Here is a 16,985-nt window from a genome sequence, read left to right as displayed (position 1 = left end):
GACCTGCTCGCAGAGAGAAAGCCATCGCGAGCAAGCTCACTCCTACAGGTTCTTCTTCTGCTTCGTGATCGCGGGGGCAAACGGGTAAACCCACTGCTGATGTATATGTTCGCGAGCCATCCTCAACAAAACCTCCCACCCCGACATACCTGCAAAAGGCACCTTGCTGTAAGGTTGCGGTCAGAGCACTGAACCCTGTGATTGAAAGGACATAGCCATGCTGGATTGGAAGAACCGCGCAGGCAGCGCGAAAGAGCGCGTCGATGAACCGGCTTCGGTCAAGCGCCGTGGGTACCTGGGTGGGCTGTTTTACAGCCGTGCGCTGGGTGCCGTGGTTGCGATTTACCTGGTGGTCACCTTGCTGATCGGCTGGTACTGGAGCAGTGAACCGGCGTTGTTCCCCGTCCAGCAAAACGCTCAGGCTGCGGCCGAGCGCGAAGGCAAGCAGATGGTGATTGGTTACACCACCGTCGAAACTCTCAAGACCGTCGTCAATACATTGCTCGAGAAGCGCGGTGGCTATCTGTCCAACGACCGCTTCCCGCCTGGCTTGTGGCTGGACAATATTCCTAGCTGGGAATACGGCGTGATGTTCCAGGTGCGGGACTTGAGCCGTGCCTTGCGTAAGGATTTTTCCCGTTCCCAGTCCCAATCGGCTGAAGACGGCGATTTGGCCCGCGCTGAGCCGTTGTTCAACTTCAGCAATAACAGCTGGGTGCTGCCTTCGAGCGAGTCTCAGTACCGCGAAGGTATTGCAGCACTGAATCGTTATGAAGCACGTCTGTCCGACCCGAATTCAAAAACTGCGTTGTTCTATGCGCGGGCTGACAACCTCAGCAACTGGCTGGGCGACGTCAATACCCGTCTGGGTTCGCTGTCGCAACGTCTTTCAGCGAGCGTTGGCCGTGTGAAGCTCAACAGCACGTTGAAAACTGAAGCGCTGGTGGCCGTGAAGCCGGGTGAAGTGCCGCAGGTTGATGAGGAGATCGTCGAGACGCCATGGCTGGAAATCGACAACGTGTTCTATGAAGCACGCGGTCAGGCCTGGGCGCTGTCGCACTTGCTGCGCGCCATCGAAGTCGACTTTGCCGATGTACTGGCCAAGAAGAACGCCACTGTCAGCGTGCGTCAGATCATTCGTGAGCTGGAAGCTTCGCAAGAACCGCTGTGGAGCCCAATGGTGCTCAACGGCAGCGCATTTGGTGTATTGGCCAACCACTCGCTGGTCATGGCCAACTACATTTCTCGCGCTAACGCCGCTGTGATCGACCTTCGTCAACTGCTGTCGCAGGGTTGATCGATGTCGTTTTCATCCGCCGAGGCTGCGCACCGCGCCGCCTCGGACGCCGAGTTGATCGCTTGGGTTGATGAGCTGGACCAGCCACTCGGGGGCATGGTCCGTTCGCAATTGCGTGAAGCCGGTCTGATCGGACGCGGCACTTATATTCTGTTGTTCAATTCTGCCGGCGAGCTTTGCGTGCATCGTCGTACGCTGAGCAAGGCAATTTATCCCGGTTACTGGGATGTGGCGGCGGGCGGCATGGTGCAGGCCGACGAGAGCTACGCTGAGTCAGCTGCGCGGGAATTGGCCGAGGAATTGGGCGTCAGCGGTGTGCCTTTGACTGAGCACGAGCACTTTTTCTTTGATCAACCGGGCAACCGGCTCTGGTGCGCGGTGTTCTCCGCGGTCTGGGACGGGCCTTTGACGTTGCAGCCGGAAGAGGTGCTGGAGGCGCGTTTCATTCCTGTGGATGAGGCCCTGCGCGAGGCCGAACAGAAGCCTTATTGTCCGGATTCGGTGGCGGCGTTGAAGCGGTATTTGGGAGCTACGGGTTAATCCTGTGGGAGCGGTGCTTGCCCGCGATAAAGCTGGACGCGATTCACTTTGGATCGCGGTGCCCTTATCGCGGGCAAGCACCGCTCCCACATGACGCAGTGATCAGTTAGATGACGAGTCATCCCCAACGTCGCAAATGTTGAGTAAATTGGCGCACATTGGCCCTTAGCAACCGGGCTTTTTGCCGTTACACTGCGCGACCTTTTCAAGCTGGCCGGGGGTTTCCGTCCAGCTGCGCTGCCCCTGCCTGAGTGGGGCTTCGCGGCCGACCCTTTATGGATGTCGACCAATCTTCAGTCCTCAACAAGAGGATTTGCGGTGGCTAAAAAAGCCTCATCCTTCGCCGCCCTGGGTGGCCTGGTATTTTCCACCGACGCGGGACGGCATTGTCCCGACTGTCGTCAGCCCATTGATGCCTGCATCTGCAAACAGACGCTGATCCCGGAAGGGGATGGCATTGCCCGTGTGCGCCGCGAAAGCAAAGGCCGTGGCGGTAAAACGGTAACGACTATTACCGGTGTGCCATTGCCTGAAGACGGCCTCAAGGATCTGGCCAAGACCCTCAAGCAACGGTGCGGCACCGGCGGAGCGCTCAAGGACGGCGTGATCGAGATTCAGGGCGATCATGTCGAACTGCTGCTGGCCGAGCTGATCAAGCAGGGCTTCAAGGCGAAGAAGTCCGGCGGCTGATGGCACCGCGGACCGCAGGCAAACTCTGGCTTGCATTGCGGGTCTACTTTCCATCAGTCGCTGGAACCAAACCGTCACTTGCACTCTTTACACTGCGCCCAGCCCGTTTATGGCTGGCGCTACCTGACTTTTTTATAGGGGACTTCGATGTCCGTACGACGCACACGTAAAGACGATGGCAGCCAATGGACCGTTGCGGACAGCCGCAGTGTCTACGGGATCCGCCATTGGGGCGCTGGTTATTTCGCGATCAACGAAGCGGGTCGTGTTGAAGTTCGTCCCAACGGGCCGGGCAGTTCGCCTATCGATCTTTACGAGCAGGTCGATGACTTGCGCAAAAGCGGGCTGAGCCTGCCATTGCTGGTGCGTTTCCCCGACATTCTGCAAGACCGCGTGCGTCAGCTGACTGGCGCTTTCGACGCGAATATTGCGCGCTTGGAATACCAGAGCCAGTACACCGCGCTGTACCCGATCAAAGTTAACCAGCAGGAAGCGGTGGTGGAAAACATCATCGCGACCCAGAACGTGTCCATCGGTCTGGAAGCCGGTTCCAAGCCGGAGTTGATGGCGGTACTGGCGCTGGCCCCGAAAGGCGGCACTATTGTCTGCAACGGTTACAAGGACCGTGAGTTCATTCGTCTGGCGTTGATGGGCCAGAAGCTGGGTCACAATGTGTTCATCGTGATCGAAAAAGAGTCCGAAGTTGAGCTGGTGATTGAAGAAGCCGCCGAGCTCAAGGTTCAGCCACAAGTGGGCCTGCGCGTGCGCTTGTCCTCCTTGGCGTCCAGCAAGTGGGCTGACACCGGTGGCGAAAAGTCCAAATTCGGTTTGTCGGCGGCGCAACTGCTGTCCGTGGTTGAGCGCTTCCGCAAGGCGGGTCTGGATCAGGGCATTCGCCTGCTGCACTTCCACATGGGTTCGCAGATCGCCAACCTTGCCGATTATCAGCATGGCTTCAAGGAAGCGATTCGTTACTACGGCGAACTGCGCAACCTCGGCCTGCCGGTGGATCACATCGACGTGGGCGGCGGCCTGGGTGTCGACTACGACGGTACTCACTCGCGCAACGCCAGCTCCATCAACTACGACATGGACGATTACGCCGGTGTTGTCGTGGGCATGCTCAAAGAGTTCTGCGATGCGCAGGGCCTGCCGCACCCGCACATTTTCTCGGAAAGCGGCCGCTCGCTGACCGCGCACCACGCCATGCTGGTCATTCAGGTCACTGACGTCGAGAAGCATAACGACGAAGTCCCGGTGATCGAAGACAAGGAAAGCCTGCCGGAAACCCTGCAATGGCTGGTCGATCTGCTCGGCCCGACCGATATCGAAATGGTCACCGAAACCTACTGGCGCGCCACTCACTATATGAGTGACATCGCGGCTCAGTACGCCGATGGCAAAATCTCCCTGTCGCAAAAAGCCTTGGGCGAGCAGTGCTACTTCGCCGTTTGCCGTCGCCTGCACAACTCGTTGAAAGCGCGTCAACGCTCTCATCGTCAGGTGCTGGACGAACTCAACGACAAGCTGGCCGACAAGTACATCTGCAACTTCTCGGTATTCCAGAGCCTTCCGGATACCTGGGCTATCGATCAGGTGTTGCCGATCATCCCGCTGCACCGTCTGAACGAAGAGCCGGTGCGTCGCGCTGTGCTGCAAGATCTGACCTGCGACTCTGACGGCAAGATCAATCAGTACGTGGACGAGCAGAGCATCGAAACCAGCCTGCCGGTACACGGCCTGAACGAAGGCGAAGACTATTTGCTGGGCGTATTCCTGGTCGGCGCGTATCAGGAAATTCTTGGCGACATGCACAACCTGTTTGGTGACACCGATTCGGTGAACATCTACCAGAACCCGGATGGCAGCGTTTATTCCGCCGGCATCGAAACCCACGACACCATCGAAGACATGTTGCGCTACGTGCACTTGTCGCCGGAAGAACTGATGACCCATTACCGGGACAAAGTTGCCAGCGCCAAAATCACCCCGCGTGAACGCACGTACTTCCTGGATGCGCTGCGCTTGGGCCTGACGCGGTCTTCTTACCTGTCTTCTTGATATGAGGCTGGGGTCAACTTGTGGCTATCCTCTGAGTTGACCCCGGTCCTGTAGGAGCTCACCGAGGTTACGAGGCCAGCGATGGCGGTGTGTCAGGCAAACCGCCATCGCTGGCCTCGTAACCTCGGTGAGCTCCTACAGGTACAGTGTTTGCTGCACGACGATGTGCAGTCCAACAGGCGCCTTCTTTAGGGCAAGATGGATGCCTCCGCCGTCTGCTCCACTTTCCTATTCCTCTGTAGGCAACGTCCTATTCTTCGTTTCGCTCTCTACCCGACGGATCTTCTCGGCCAGAATCCACGGCCGCGTTCCTGTAGAGAAGCCACCCATGCCCGGCCCCGCTGTCGCTCATCACTTTAGTCTGGACATAACTCCTCTGTTCCGGGGGTTGCAGGTCTTGTCGTTTACCGGGAAGGAAGCCATCAGCGAGCCATTTGTCCTTGATCTGGAAGTGTTGATCGACGAGCCGCATCTGGATCAACAGGGGCTGATGTATCGCGCTGCATTTTTGAGTTTCCAAGGGGAGAAAACAGGTTTTCACGGGCAGATCCACAGCGTTGTGCGCAGCCATTTCAAGCCGGGGCCTGCGTGTTACCGACTGTCCATCGGGCCTCGGCTCGCCTGTCTCGCGCAACGCTATACCCCCAGGGTTTTTCAGCACCTGACTGCGCCGCAAATCATCAGTCGGGTGCTGTCAGAGCACGGTATCCGGGATGACAGTTATCGCTTCGATCTTCGGGCCGAGTACTGCAAGCGCGATTTCTGTGCGCAGTACCGCGAGTCGGACTTGCAGTTTGTGCAGCGCCTGTGTGCGCAAGAGGGCATTCACTACCACTTTCGCCATTCCAGGAAAGGCCATGAGCAGGTATTCGGCGATGGCTTGCGGGTCTTTCGTCGGACATCAACGGCGAACTTTCAGCAGGTACCGATGCAGGCTGGGGTGACTCGCTTCAGGGTGTTGGAGGTGGACGATGAGCAAGCTGATCGCACGCGTCAGAAGGGGGAAGGTGAAAGCACGTTGCCGTTCGTTTCCTCCGGGCATTTGTTGCCGCTCAAGGGGCATCCGGACGCAGGTATGAATCATCTGTGGCTTGTGACTGCCGTGACGCACCACGGCTTTGATCCTGGCCAACTGAGCAACGTAACCGCCGTCCAGAAAGGCATGTACATCAATCATTTTCAGGTTGCCCCGTGGGAGTCGGGTTTCAAACCGCCGCTATTGCCGCAAGGCTGTGTCGCGACAATCCAGTGCGCTCATGTGGTCGGCGCGTTAGATGAGCCTGTCAGCCCTGACGCCGAAGGCCGGATCAATGTGCAGTTCGACTGGACTTATTCAGGGCAGGGCGCTGCTTGTACCAACTGTTGGTTGCCGGTGGCCTCGCATCTGAACACGGCACTGCGTGGCGGCATGCAGGTGGTGGTGAGTTTTATCGACGGGGACATGGGGCGGCCACTGATCAGCGCCTGTGTTTGGCAATCCACGGATGTCATCGCCGATCCACCGCAAGCGTCATCGCCGCCTGAAAAGCTTGAGATGAATCTTGGGGCCATGGCGGCTGTGGACGGCGAGTCCTGGATTCAGATCGAGGGCGGCGCGCGGATTATTTATCAACAAGGCTGTGAGCTCTCCTTCACTGTCGGCGACAGCACGCTGAGCATTGATGCTGCCGGGGTGAAGCTGAGCAGCCCGCAAATCCTGCTGACTGCCGGGGTTACGCTTGATGTTGACCCGGAGCGCTGAACCAGGCGCCGCGCTTGCTCAGTTGCCAAGTGACAAACCCCAGGGTCAAGGCCCGTAGCAGCATGAACAGCAGCAGAGTCAGCCATAAGCCATGGTTGCCAAAACTTTGCAGCCCAAACGCGAACGGCGCGATAAGCAGCATGTTGACCAACATGGTGTTGCGCATTTCCCGGGCGCGGGTGGCGCCGATGAACAGGCCGTCGAGCAGGTAACTCCAGACTGCCAGCAAGGGCAGCGCGGCCAGATAAGGTAAATAGATAAAGGCCGTTTCGCGGACCTCGACGATGTCGGTCTGCATGCTGATGAACAGATGCCCGGCCACCAGAAACAGCAGCGCGAAGGCCACGCTGGCAATCAGCGACCAGCCTCCGGCGACGGTCAGTGAGCGGCGCAACGCGATCTTGTTTCTGGCGCCGATCGCATGGCCGCACAGTGCTTCAACTGCATGAGCCAGCCCGTCCAGCGCATGGGCGGTGAGCAGCAAACCATTGAGCAGCAGCGCATTGGCGGCCACCGTTGCATCACCCAGCCGTGCGCCCTGAACGGTAATCAGAAAAAACACCGATTGCAGCACCAGGCTGCGGATGAATATGTCGCGGTTTACAGCCAATAGTGGCCGCCAGTTTTCCCAGCGTTTCAGGGCTGGCCACAACACTTGGCCGGGCCAGGCGAGCAGGGTTTTCTGCGTTAATGCCAGACCCAGCAGTGCGCCCGTCCACTCGGCAATGACCGAAGCCCGGGCTGAGCCGACAACGCCCCAGTCCAGCCCGAGTACGAACCACAGGTTCAGGGCGATGTTGACCAGATTGGTGGTCAACAGAATTATCAGCGGCGCGCGTGCGTTCTGGGTGCCCAGAAACCAGCCGACCAGTGCATAACCGGCCAGCGCGGCAGGCAGGCCCAGGAGTCGGGTATGGAAGAATTCCTCTGTCAGTTGTTGCAGGTCAGCCGATGGTTGCATCAGGCTCAGCGCCAGATGGCTGAACGGCAGGCCGATTACGCCGAGCAATAGCGCCAGTCCCATCGCCAGCAACAGCCCTTGCAGCAGGATCTGACGTAACGCCGAACCGTCATTGCGCCCCGCGGCCTGTGACGCAAAGCCGGTGGTGCCCATGCGCAGAAAACCCATGGTCCAGGCAAGAAAGGTGTAGAGGGTCGAGCCTACAGCCACTGCACCCAGTTGATGGGCGTGGGGCAGATGGCCAATCACCGCGCTGTCGACCAGTGCCACCATGGGCACGGAAATGTTCGACAGAATCATCGGCGCAGCCAACGCCCAGACCCGGCGGTGGGTAGCGCGATCGCGCCAGTCATCAAGCAAATTGGACATGAAGGCTCCCGGACAAGGCGGGCATTGTAGAGGTATCCAGCCATTCAGTGGGACCCCACACTGAAACCTGCGGCCCCACAATGCCTGTCCTCTTTTCCTACGCAGCCCCCTGAGAACAAAGTCTCATACCAGCGGTCTATTCTCGCGCTCTGACATCTCCGGTCATATGCCTGCTATATAGTTACCTCTCTCAACCTGCCGCCGATGAGTGCCCCATGTTTAACAAAGGACTGTTTCTGGCCTGCGCGCTTGCGCTGCTGAGCGCCTGTGATTCTTCTGCTCCGGACAAACCCGCCCCGGCGTCACAACCTGTGGCGGTGGAGTCGAACAAGCCCAAGCCAGCGATTGATCTTCCCGCGTTGAGCAAGCGTTATGAGGGCCGCGACTTGACCGTCGTGGACGTTTCGGAAATTCAGGTGGACGGGGCGAGCACCTTGTCGGTGAGCTTTTCCGTGCCGCTCGACCCGGAGCAGAAGTTCGCTGAAAAACTGCATCTGGTGGACAGCAAGAATGGCAAGGTCGACGGCGCATGGGAGCTGTCCGACAACCTGATGGAACTGCGTCTGCGGCATCTTGAGCCCAAGCGCAAACTGGTGCTCACGGTGGATGCGGGCCTGATCGGCGTCAATAAGGCGAAACTGGCGGCGGAGTTCATCAGCCGCCTGGAGACCGCCGACCTGCAGCCCACCGTCGGTTTCGCCAGCCGTGGCAGCCTGCTGCCGACTCGTCTGGCTGAAGGTTTGCCGGTAATCGCGCTGAATGTCGACAAGGTCAACGTCGAGTTCTTCCGGGTCAAACCCGATGCGTTGCCAGCCTTTCTCAGCAATTGGCGCGGTGCATCGAGCATCGAGTATTACGAATCAAAAGACCTGTTGGACAAGGCGGATCTGGTTTACGAAGGGCGCTTTGACCTGAACCCGGCGCGCAACACTCGGGAAACCCTGTTGTTGCCGATTGCCGGAATCAAAGCGCTGCAAGGTCCTGGGGTTTATCTGGCGGTAATGCGCGCCTCTGGCACTTACACCTACTCCAATCCAGCCACTCTGTTCACCCTCAGTGACATCGGTTTGTCGGTGCACCGCTACGCCAATCGTCTTGATGCTTTTACCCAGGCGCTTGAGGGCGGTAAAGCTTTGAGCGGTGTCGAGCTGGAGCTTTATGACAGCAAAGGCAACGTCATTGGTCAGGCAAAAACCGACGCTGCCGGCCATGCCGAGTTGCCGCTGCCGATCAAGGCTGCTGTGCTGCTGGCGCATAAAGACGAGCAGACCAGCATGTTGCGCCTGGACAGCTCGGCGCTGGATCTGGCTGAGTTCGACATCACCGGACCGCAAGCCCATCCTCTACAGTTTTTCATTTTCGGCCCACGGGATTTGTATCGTCCGGGGGAAACGGTGTTGCTTAACGGCTTGCTGCGCGACATCGACGGCAAGGATGTAAAACCCCAACCGATTACCGTCGAAGTGCGTCGACCGGACGAGCAGGTCAGCCGCAAGTTTGTCTGGGACGCAGACAAATCGGGCTTGTATCAATATCAGCTGCAACTGGCGGACGAGGCTCCGACCGGGCGCTGGCAGTTGGTGTTTGATCTGGGGGACGGCAAGCCGCAGTTGTATGAGTTTCAGGTCGAAGACTTCCTGCCAGAGCGGCTGGCGCTGGAAATCAAAGGCAGCGAGACCCCCATCGCCACAACCGAAAACGCGGTGTTCGATATCACCGGCCGTTACCTCTACGGTGCTCCGGCGTCCGGCAATAATCTGACCGGTTTGCTCCACGTAAGGCCGTTGCGCGAAGCGGTGCCGGGCTTGCCGGGTTATCAGTTTGGCTCGATCACCGAGCAAGAGCTCAAGCAGGATCTGGAGCTCGAAGCCAGCACCCTGGACGCACAGGGCAAGCTGAGCCTGGACGTTGAAAGCAAATGGTCGAACGCCAAGTCGCCGGTGCAGTTGATCCTGCAAGCCAGTCTGCAAGAGTCCGGTGGTCGCCCGATCACTCGACGGCTGGTGCAGCCGGTGTGGCCTGCCGAGCAGATGCCGGGGCTGCGCCCTCTGTTCGGTAGCAATCCGGGCAGCAACGATGAATACGATGAAGCCAGCGGCATGCCGCAGACCGATGGTGATGGTCCGGTTGAGTTTGAAGTGCTGGTCGCCGACTACGCGGGCAATAAGCTGTCGGCCGATAACGTCAAAGTCCGGCTGGTTCGCGAGCGTCGTGACTATTACTGGAATTACTCGGACAGCGAAGGCTGGAGTTATCACTTCAACGAGAAATTCCTCAACCTCAGCGAAGAAACCATCAACATCAAGCAAGACTCGACCGCCAAGGTTACTTTTCCGGTGGAATGGGGCCCTTATCGGGTTGAAGTCGAAGATCCTGCAACCGGTTTGATCAGCAGTCTGCGTTTCTGGGCGGGTTATCGCTGGCAGGACAACGCGGAAGGCGGTGCGGTGCGTCCCGATCAGGTCAAGCTGGCGCTGGATAAACCGGGTTACACCGATGGCGATACGGCCAAGGTCACGGTTACGCCGCCTGCCGCAGGCAAGGGTTATTTGCTGGTTGAGTCCAGTGAAGGGCCGCTGTGGTGGCAAGAGATTGACGTACCTGCCGAGGGCAAGAGCTTCGATGTGCCGCTGGACAAGCAATGGGCGCGGCATGATTTGTATGTGAGTGCACTGGTGGTTCGTCCCGGTGAACGCAAGGCCAACGTCACCCCTAAACGTGCGGTCGGTGTGTTGCATCTGCCACTGGATCGCTCGCCGCGCAAACTGGCTTTGACGGTGACTGCACCTGAAAAAATGCGTCCCAAACAGCCATTGAAACTCAAGGTTGCGGCGAAGAACGCAGATGGCAGCGTGCCGAAAGAAGTCCATGTATTGGTATCTGCAGTGGACGTGGGCATCCTCAATATCACCCGTTACGCCACGCCGGATCCATTCGCCAGTCTGTTTGGCCGCAAAGAGTATGGTGCCGATCAGCTGGATGTTTACGGCCAGTTGATCGAAGCCGGTCGCAACCGTCTGGCCAGTCTGGCTTTCGGTGGTGACGCCCTGGCCAAGGGCGGCAAGCGTCCTGATACGTCGGTGACGATCGTGGCGTTGCAAAGCGCGCCGGTCACCCTCAACGAGCAGGGCGAAGGTGAAGTCAGCGTCGACATTCCGGATTTCAACGGTGAGTTGCGCATCATGGCCCAGGCCTGGACCGGCGAGCGCTACGGCATGGCCGAAGCTAAAACCGTAGTGGCCGCGCCGATCATTGCCGAGCTGTCTGCCCCGCGTTTCCTTGCCGGTGGCGATCAGACTACGGTAGCGCTGGACCTCTCTAATCTGTCCGGTCAGGCGCAAAAGCTCACGGTGCAAGCCACCGCTGAAGGCCAGTTGAGTCTTGCCAATGGTCAACTCAGCCAGAGCGTGCAACTGGCACAGGGTGAACGTACAACGTTGCGTATTCCGGTGCGCGCCGAGGGCGGGCTGGGGCAGGGCAAGTTCAAGGTCGTGGTAAACGGATTGGTGTTGCCGGACGAAAACCTGCCGCCGTTCTCCCGAGAGTGGACCATCGGCGTACGGCCGGTTTATCCGGCGATGCTCAAGCATTACCGCACAACCCTGAATGAGCAGCCGTGGAACCTGCCGGAAGGCGCGCTCGATGCGTTCGAACCTGCCGGTCGCGAAGCCATGCTGTCGGTGTCTAGTCGTCCGCCGCTCAATCTGGGTGAGCAGATTCGCGCTCTGGAAGCCTACCCCTATGGCTGCCTCGAACAGACCGCCAGCGGGCTTTATCCATCGCTCTATGCTGATGCCGCCACTCTCAAGCGTCTGGGCATCAAAGGCGAAGCCGATGCCGTGCGCAAGCGCAAGGTCGAGTTAGGTATCGAGCGGTTGTTGGGCATGCAGCGTCATAACGGCAGCTTCGGGTTGTGGAATGCCGATGGCGAGGAAGAATACTGGCTGACGGCTTACGTCACCGACTTCCTGTTGCGGGCGCGTGATCAGGGTTTTGCAGTGCCGCCTGATGCGCTGAAGAAAGCCAATGAGCGCCTGCTGCGTTATCTGCAGGAGCGCAACCAGATCGAAGTCAGTTATAGCCAGAACGCTGAGCACACGCGCTTTGCGGTGCAAGCCTATGCAGGTCTGGTGTTGTCTCGCAGTCAGCAAGCTCCGCTGGGCGCTTTGCGCAGTCTGTTTGATCGTCGCACCGATGCCCGCTCCGGTTTACCGCTGGTGCAGCTGTCGGTGGCACTGGAGAAGATGGGCGACAAGCCGCGTGCCGATCAAGCCATGATGGCTGGTCTGGCAGCAGGCCGTAAAGGCAACGAATGGCTCGCCGATTACGGCAGTCCGCTGCGTGATCAGGCGTTGATCCTGGCGCTGCTGGAAGAAAACAATCTGGCAGCGGACAAGCGCGACCAGCGCCTGTTTGCTCTGGCAGATGAAGTGGCGGCGAGCCGCTATCTGTCCACTCAGGAGCGTAACGCGCTGTTCCTCGCGGGACGTGATCTGTTGGGCAAGCCGGAAAGCAAATGGGCGGCGACGCTTCATGCAGGCGCTGAAAGTCGCGAGCTGAGCAACGAACAGCCAGGTCTCAAACTTGAAGGGCCTTTGCTGGCTTCGCCGATGTCGGTGCAGAACCAGAATGGCGGGACGCTGTATCAGCAGTTGACGCTCTCGGGGTATCCGACTCAGGCACCGGTGGCCGGAGGCGAGAACCTCAGTATTCGCCGCGATTACCTTGGTCTTGATGGCGAACCTGCCAACCTCAACGCGTTGAAAAGTGGCCAGCTGTTGCTGGTGCACATTGAAGTCAAAGCTCAGCAACGGGTGCCGGATGCACTGGTCGTGGATCTACTGCCTGCCGGTCTGGAGCTGGAAAACCAGAATCTGGCGCAAAGCGCTGCCAGCCTGGAAGACGCCAGCGAGTCAGTAAAAGAGTGGCGCCAGTCGATGGAGAATGCCGGTATCAAACATCAGGAATACCGCGGTGATCGCTTCGTTGCTGCGCTGGATTTGAATGGCTACAACACGGTGCACCTGCTGTACCTGGCTCGCGCCGTGACCCCGGGTGTCTATCGCGTACCGCCGCCGCAAGTGGAGTCGATGTATCGGCCGAACTGGCAAGCGCTGGGTGAAGCGGCTGCGCAGATGGTGGTGAAGGGTAAGTAAGTATGCAAATCCCTGTAGGCGCTGCCCTGTGTCACTGACACCGCGCTGTCGCGCAGCAAACATTGGAACTGTAGGAGCGCACGAGTACCGCGAGGCCGCGATGGCGGTGAATCAGGCAGGACGCTATCGCGGCCTCGCGGTGCTCGTGCGCTCCTACAGGTTAGGGCGCATCAATGAATAATCCAGCTCAGCAACCACAGGCCCAGCACCAGCCAGATGATGCCCATGATGATTGAAGCGCGCATGAATGCGCGGATCGCCGAGTACAGGAACAGCAAACCGACGATCAATGCCAGGATGCTGACCAGTGAAGTGTCCATGCCCAGAGTGCGGGACAACCCATCGACAAAATTTCCGCCCGCGCTGGCGAAGAGATTGAAGAACCATTCCAGTCCATCGACGATAAACCGGATGACGGCGCCGAGCGCTTGGCCCAACCATTCAAAAAAGCTTTCTACCTGCATATGTGCGTCCTGATGAAGGTCATGAGAAAAGGCGACTGTTCGCTTTGGCTATCAATGGGTGCGGCGAGTTCCGTGGAGTGTAAGGGCGTTTTGCCTTGAAACCGGGAATATTGTCACGATTCTTCAAGCGCCGGAGACCTGTGCAACCTTTGGGAACCACGGAATCTGTGGGAGCGGTGCTTGCCCGCGATAAGGGCCCCGAAGATATCAGGCCAATCGCGTCCGGCCCTATCGCGGGCAATCACCGCTCCCACAGGTTAGCCACACAGTGCCTGTGTGGGCTTACTGCCGGATTGGCATTGATCATCACCCTGCTCTGGCTCGCCGACCGTCTTTGGCCGTTGCCATTACCGAAGGACGATCTAGCCCGCGTGGTGCTGGCCGAAGACGGGACGCCGCTCTGGCGCTTTGCCGATGCTGACGGGGTATGGCGTTATCCGGTGTCGATCAATCAGGTTTCGCCGTATTACATCGAAGCATTACTGACTTACGAAGATCGCTGGTTCTACAGCCACCCCGGGGTCAATCCACTGTCGCTGGTGCGAGCGACGTGGCAGAACCTGAAAGGCGCACGGGTTGTATCGGGCGGTAGCACGTTGTCGATGCAAGTGGCGCGGTTGCTCGACCCGCATGCGCGCACCTTGCCCGGCAAGGTGCGACAACTGTGGCGCACGATGCAGCTGGAGTGTCACCTCTCCAAGGACGAAATTCTCGCCATCTACCTCAATCGCGCGCCGTTTGGCGGTACTTTGCAGGGGGTTGCCGCCGCCAGCTGGGCCTATCTGGGCAAGTCACCGCAGCAACTGACCCGCTCCGAAGCGGCAATGCTGGCGGTGTTGCCCCAAGCGCCGAGTCGCTTGCGGCCTGATCGTCATCCTCAACGGGCGCAGGTTGCACGGGACAAAGTACTCAAGCGTCTGGCGCAGTTCCAGGTCTGGCCGCAACGGGCGGTGGACGAAGCGCTGGAAGAGCCGTTGCTGCTGGCCCCGCGTCAGGAGCCAAGCCTTGCTCCATTGCTGGCGCGGCGTTTGAATCGCCCCGACAGTCCGCCGTTGATTCGCACCACGCTGGATGCCGGTCTGCAGCGTCGCCTTGAAGATTTACTGTTGGGCTGGCGTGCCCGATTACCCGAGCGCACCTCGGCTGCGATCCTTGTGGTCGAGGCGCAGAGCATGGCGGTACGCGCTTATGTCGGTTCGGTGGACATCAACGACGCCAAGCGTTTTGGCCATGTGGACATGATCAGCGCCCTGCGTTCGCCAGGCTCGACTCTCAAACCTTTTCTGTACGGGCTGTCGATGGATGCCGGGCTGATCCATTCCGAATCCCTGATGCAGGACGTGCCACGCCACTACGGCGACTACCGACCGGGTAACTTCGCGGCGGGGTTCAGCGGAGCGGTGGCTGCCAGTTCGGCGTTGTCGATGTCCCTCAACTTGCCAGCGGTACAGCTACTGGAAGCCTACGGACCGAAGCGGTTTGCCGCCGAATTGCGCAACGGCGGAGTGCCGTTGACCTTGCCGCCGCTGGCCGAACCGAATCTGGCGATGATTCTGGGCGGCGTTGGCAGTCGTCTGGAGGATCTGGTTGGTGGTTATAGCGCTTTCGCCCGGGGCGGACGCAGCGCTGATATCCGCCTGCAACCCGATGCGCCACTGCGCGAGCGACGCATGATGTCGCCGGGCGCCGCGTGGATTGTTCGCAAGATTCTCAGCGGTCAGTCCCGGCCGGATCTCGATCCTCACGCTGAACTGGTGCAGCGTCCGCAACTGGCCTGGAAAACCGGCACTAGTTACGGCTTTCGTGATGCCTGGGCGATTGGTGTCGGCCCGCGTTTTCTGGTCGGTGTGTGGATCGGTCGTCCCGACGGGACGCCGGTGCCGGGGCAGTTTGGCCTGGCTTCGGCCGCGCCGTTGATGTTGCAGGTTCATGACGTACTGGCTAATCGGGACAGTCAGCGAGGGATCACCGCGCCGATTCACCCTGTGCCGTCGAGCGTGGGCGTGGCAGCGATTTGTTGGCCGCTGGGCCAGCCCATGAGCAAGAACGATCCGAATTGTCGCAGGCAGCGGTTTGCCTGGACGCTGGACGGCACCACGCCGCCAACCTTGCAGGCCGTCGATCAACCGTTGGGATTGGGGCTGCAGGAAAAAATCTGGGTCAATGCTCAGGGCTTGCGGGTTGCGGCGGGCTGTCCAGGAGCGCAGGCGCAACCCCTGATTCTGTGGCCTGCCGCCCTCGAACCATGGCTGGCGCGTGATGAACGCAGGGAAGCGCGTCTGCCCGCAGTCGATCCTGCGTGCCCGCCACAAGGTCTGAGTCTGGCGCCGCCACTGTCGATCGTCGGCGTGCGTGAGGGCGATCACCTGCGCTTGCCTGCTGGCAGTCGTCAGGCGCTGCGCCTTACTCTTTCAGCCTTGGGCGGCAGTGGTCGTCGCTGGTGGTTTATCGACGGCGTGCCGATGGCCGACACCGACAATCAGACCTCTTTCAGTCCGACCCTTACCCGACTGGGTCGTTATGAACTGAGCGTACTTGATGAAAGCGGTCAGACGGCGAGAGTGGTCTTCGATACCGTCGACTGAACCACCGGAGGTTTAATGAGCGGTATCCCGTTGCCGACCAGCCCCGCTCGGCGACATGGCCAATGCCAATTGCGTGCGGTTATGCATGTGGGTCAGGCGCAGTATTTGCGACACGTACAGCTTGACCGTGTTTTCAGTGATGCCCAGCTTGCAGCCGATCTGATAGTTGGTATGACCTTTGGCGACCAGTCGGGCTACGTCTTGCTGACGAGGGGAGAGGGGCGCAAAGAGAATCGACAGATCCACTTCGCCGTCGGCGTCTTCGTCAACACTTGGAGTTGGGAGTGACGGGCGACGGAGCTGGTCCAGATCTTCATACAGACCATCAATGGACGCGGCGAGAAACCGCAGCTTTTCGTTGAGTTCGCCCAGTTGGCGGTAACTCTTTTGCCGCTCATGAAGGACGGCTTCCTGACGCTGGACGCCTTCGAGCACTTCATGGAGATTCACCGGCTTCTGGAAGTAATCGGCAACACCGGCGCGCAACGCTTTGATCACATCCTGCTTGTCGTCGTTGACGGTCAGGACGATGGTCTCGAAGACGCGCTTTTTACCGGCGGCCTGCTTGAACGCCTCTACCAGTTCAACGCCGTTGGACTCATGCATATGCAAGTCACACAGGACGATGCCGACGTCAGGGTCGTTGCGAAATTGTTCAAGTGCTTCTTTGCTGGAGTAACTGCCAGCACATTCGTAGCCGTTGCGTTGTAAAAAACCGCTCAGTTCGTTCACAACGGAGGGTTGATCATCGACGACTAGTACTTTCACTGAAGAATTGGTGTTCACGCGCTACTCCCTGTCTGCGAAATACAAAGCGTTGTCAGAGTCGAACTCACGCTTTATCGATACGATCTAGGTCACGTGTTCCATGAGACCTTCACTACCGTAGTCAGACTTTCGCGTTATGTACATAGTGTTAACCGGGTTTGCGACTAGTGGATATTTTCTTTCATGGAGTTGTTAACTCAATACGCATCCTCAAGGGTGAATGCGTTCACTCAGGAACTTTCCCGCGTCACTACACATCGCTGGTGTGAGGAGGCGCGGACCTTGTAGGAGTGAGCTTGCTCGCGATCTGGTTTCTTGGTGAAAGCATTTATCGCCTGAACTGACGCGATCGC

The 16,985-nt window shown here is 59.0% G+C and carries 10 protein-coding genes; 7 read left to right on the top strand and 3 right to left on the bottom strand.

Annotation, left to right across the window (positions count from 1 at the left end; genetic code table 11):
* Positions 1-217: 217 nt before the first annotated feature.
* The 5 genes from ABRP31_RS23725 to ABRP31_RS23705 all read left to right on the top strand — a co-directional run bounded on the left by ABRP31_RS23725 (position 218) and on the right by ABRP31_RS23705 (position 6,329).
* A complete protein-coding gene (locus ABRP31_RS23725; RefSeq protein ID WP_087274529.1) occupies positions 218-1,297 on the top strand; it encodes a DUF2333 family protein in 1,080 nt (359 codons plus the stop codon).
* Between the two features lie 3 nt (positions 1,298-1,300).
* On the top strand, positions 1,301-1,837 hold the full coding sequence (locus tag ABRP31_RS23720) for an NUDIX hydrolase (protein ID WP_349972450.1): 537 nt from the start codon (positions 1,301-1,303) through the stop codon (positions 1,835-1,837).
* Positions 1,838-2,155: 318 nt separating this feature from the next.
* Positions 2,156-2,527, top strand: coding sequence for a translation initiation factor Sui1 (locus ABRP31_RS23715; protein ID WP_095101804.1), 372 nt, complete (start codon positions 2,156-2,158; stop codon positions 2,525-2,527).
* A gap of 147 nt (positions 2,528-2,674) precedes the next feature.
* Complete coding sequence (gene speA, locus ABRP31_RS23710; RefSeq protein WP_087274523.1) at positions 2,675-4,588, top strand: arginine decarboxylase; 1,914 nt, start codon at positions 2,675-2,677, stop codon at positions 4,586-4,588.
* Positions 4,589-4,916: 328 nt separating this feature from the next.
* Positions 4,917-6,329 carry a contractile injection system protein, VgrG/Pvc8 family gene (locus ABRP31_RS23705; RefSeq protein WP_349972449.1) on the top strand — a complete coding sequence of 471 codons (1,413 nt, stop codon included), beginning with the start codon at positions 4,917-4,919 and terminating at the stop codon, positions 6,327-6,329.
* Here ABRP31_RS23705 and ABRP31_RS23700 read toward each other — a convergent pair.
* Positions 6,301-7,659, bottom strand: a complete 1,359-nt coding sequence (locus ABRP31_RS23700; protein WP_349972448.1) for an MATE family efflux transporter — start codon at positions 7,657-7,659, stop codon at positions 6,301-6,303. The genes ABRP31_RS23705 and ABRP31_RS23700 overlap by 29 nt on opposite strands.
* Before the next feature lie 215 nt (positions 7,660-7,874).
* Between ABRP31_RS23700 and ABRP31_RS23695 the strand changes: the two genes are divergently transcribed.
* Positions 7,875-12,815, top strand: coding sequence for an alpha-2-macroglobulin (locus ABRP31_RS23695; RefSeq protein ID WP_349972447.1), 4,941 nt, complete (start codon positions 7,875-7,877; stop codon positions 12,813-12,815).
* A gap of 170 nt (positions 12,816-12,985) precedes the next feature.
* Here ABRP31_RS23695 and ABRP31_RS23690 read toward each other — a convergent pair whose 3' ends face one another.
* Entirely contained in the window at positions 12,986-13,279 is a 294-nt protein-coding gene (locus ABRP31_RS23690) for a hypothetical protein (RefSeq protein WP_027898425.1), read from the bottom strand.
* Positions 13,280-13,509: 230 nt separating this feature from the next.
* Here ABRP31_RS23690 and pbpC point away from each other — a divergent pair, with 230 nt between their 5' ends.
* Positions 13,510-15,864 carry a peptidoglycan glycosyltransferase PbpC gene (gene pbpC / locus ABRP31_RS23685; RefSeq protein WP_372489471.1) on the top strand — a complete coding sequence of 785 codons (2,355 nt, stop codon included), beginning with the start codon at positions 13,510-13,512 and terminating at the stop codon, positions 15,862-15,864.
* Positions 15,865-15,876: 12 nt separating this feature from the next.
* Here pbpC and ABRP31_RS23680 read toward each other — a convergent pair whose 3' ends face one another.
* Positions 15,877-16,650, bottom strand: coding sequence for a response regulator transcription factor (locus ABRP31_RS23680; RefSeq protein ID WP_087274516.1), 774 nt, complete (start codon positions 16,648-16,650; stop codon positions 15,877-15,879).
* Positions 16,651-16,985 lie beyond the last annotated feature (335 nt).

It is taken from the genome of Pseudomonas caspiana (assembly GCF_040224095.2).
Lineage (GTDB): Bacteria > Pseudomonadota > Gammaproteobacteria > Pseudomonadales > Pseudomonadaceae > Aquipseudomonas > Aquipseudomonas caspiana.
This window is presented reverse-complemented; position numbering and strand designations above follow the sequence as displayed.

What these genes read in the sequence shown, in the direction of transcription:
- ABRP31_RS23725 (WP_087274529.1), top strand. Translation starts at nt 218, where the DNA reads ATGCTGGATTGGAAGAACCGCGCAGGCAGCGCGAAAGAGCGCGTCGAT.
- ABRP31_RS23720 (WP_349972450.1), top strand. Translation starts at nt 1,301, where the DNA reads ATGTCGTTTTCATCCGCCGAGGCTGCGCACCGCGCCGCCTCGGACGCC.
- speA (WP_087274523.1), top strand. Translation starts at nt 2,675, where the DNA reads ATGTCCGTACGACGCACACGTAAAGACGATGGCAGCCAATGGACCGTT.
- ABRP31_RS23705 (WP_349972449.1), top strand. Translation starts at nt 4,917, where the DNA reads ATGCCCGGCCCCGCTGTCGCTCATCACTTTAGTCTGGACATAACTCCT.
- ABRP31_RS23700 (WP_349972448.1), bottom strand. Translation starts at nt 7,659, where the DNA reads ATGTCCAATTTGCTTGATGACTGGCGCGATCGCGCTACCCACCGCCGG.
- ABRP31_RS23695 (WP_349972447.1), top strand. Translation starts at nt 7,875, where the DNA reads ATGTTTAACAAAGGACTGTTTCTGGCCTGCGCGCTTGCGCTGCTGAGC.
- ABRP31_RS23690 (WP_027898425.1), bottom strand. Translation starts at nt 13,279, where the DNA reads ATGCAGGTAGAAAGCTTTTTTGAATGGTTGGGCCAAGCGCTCGGCGCC.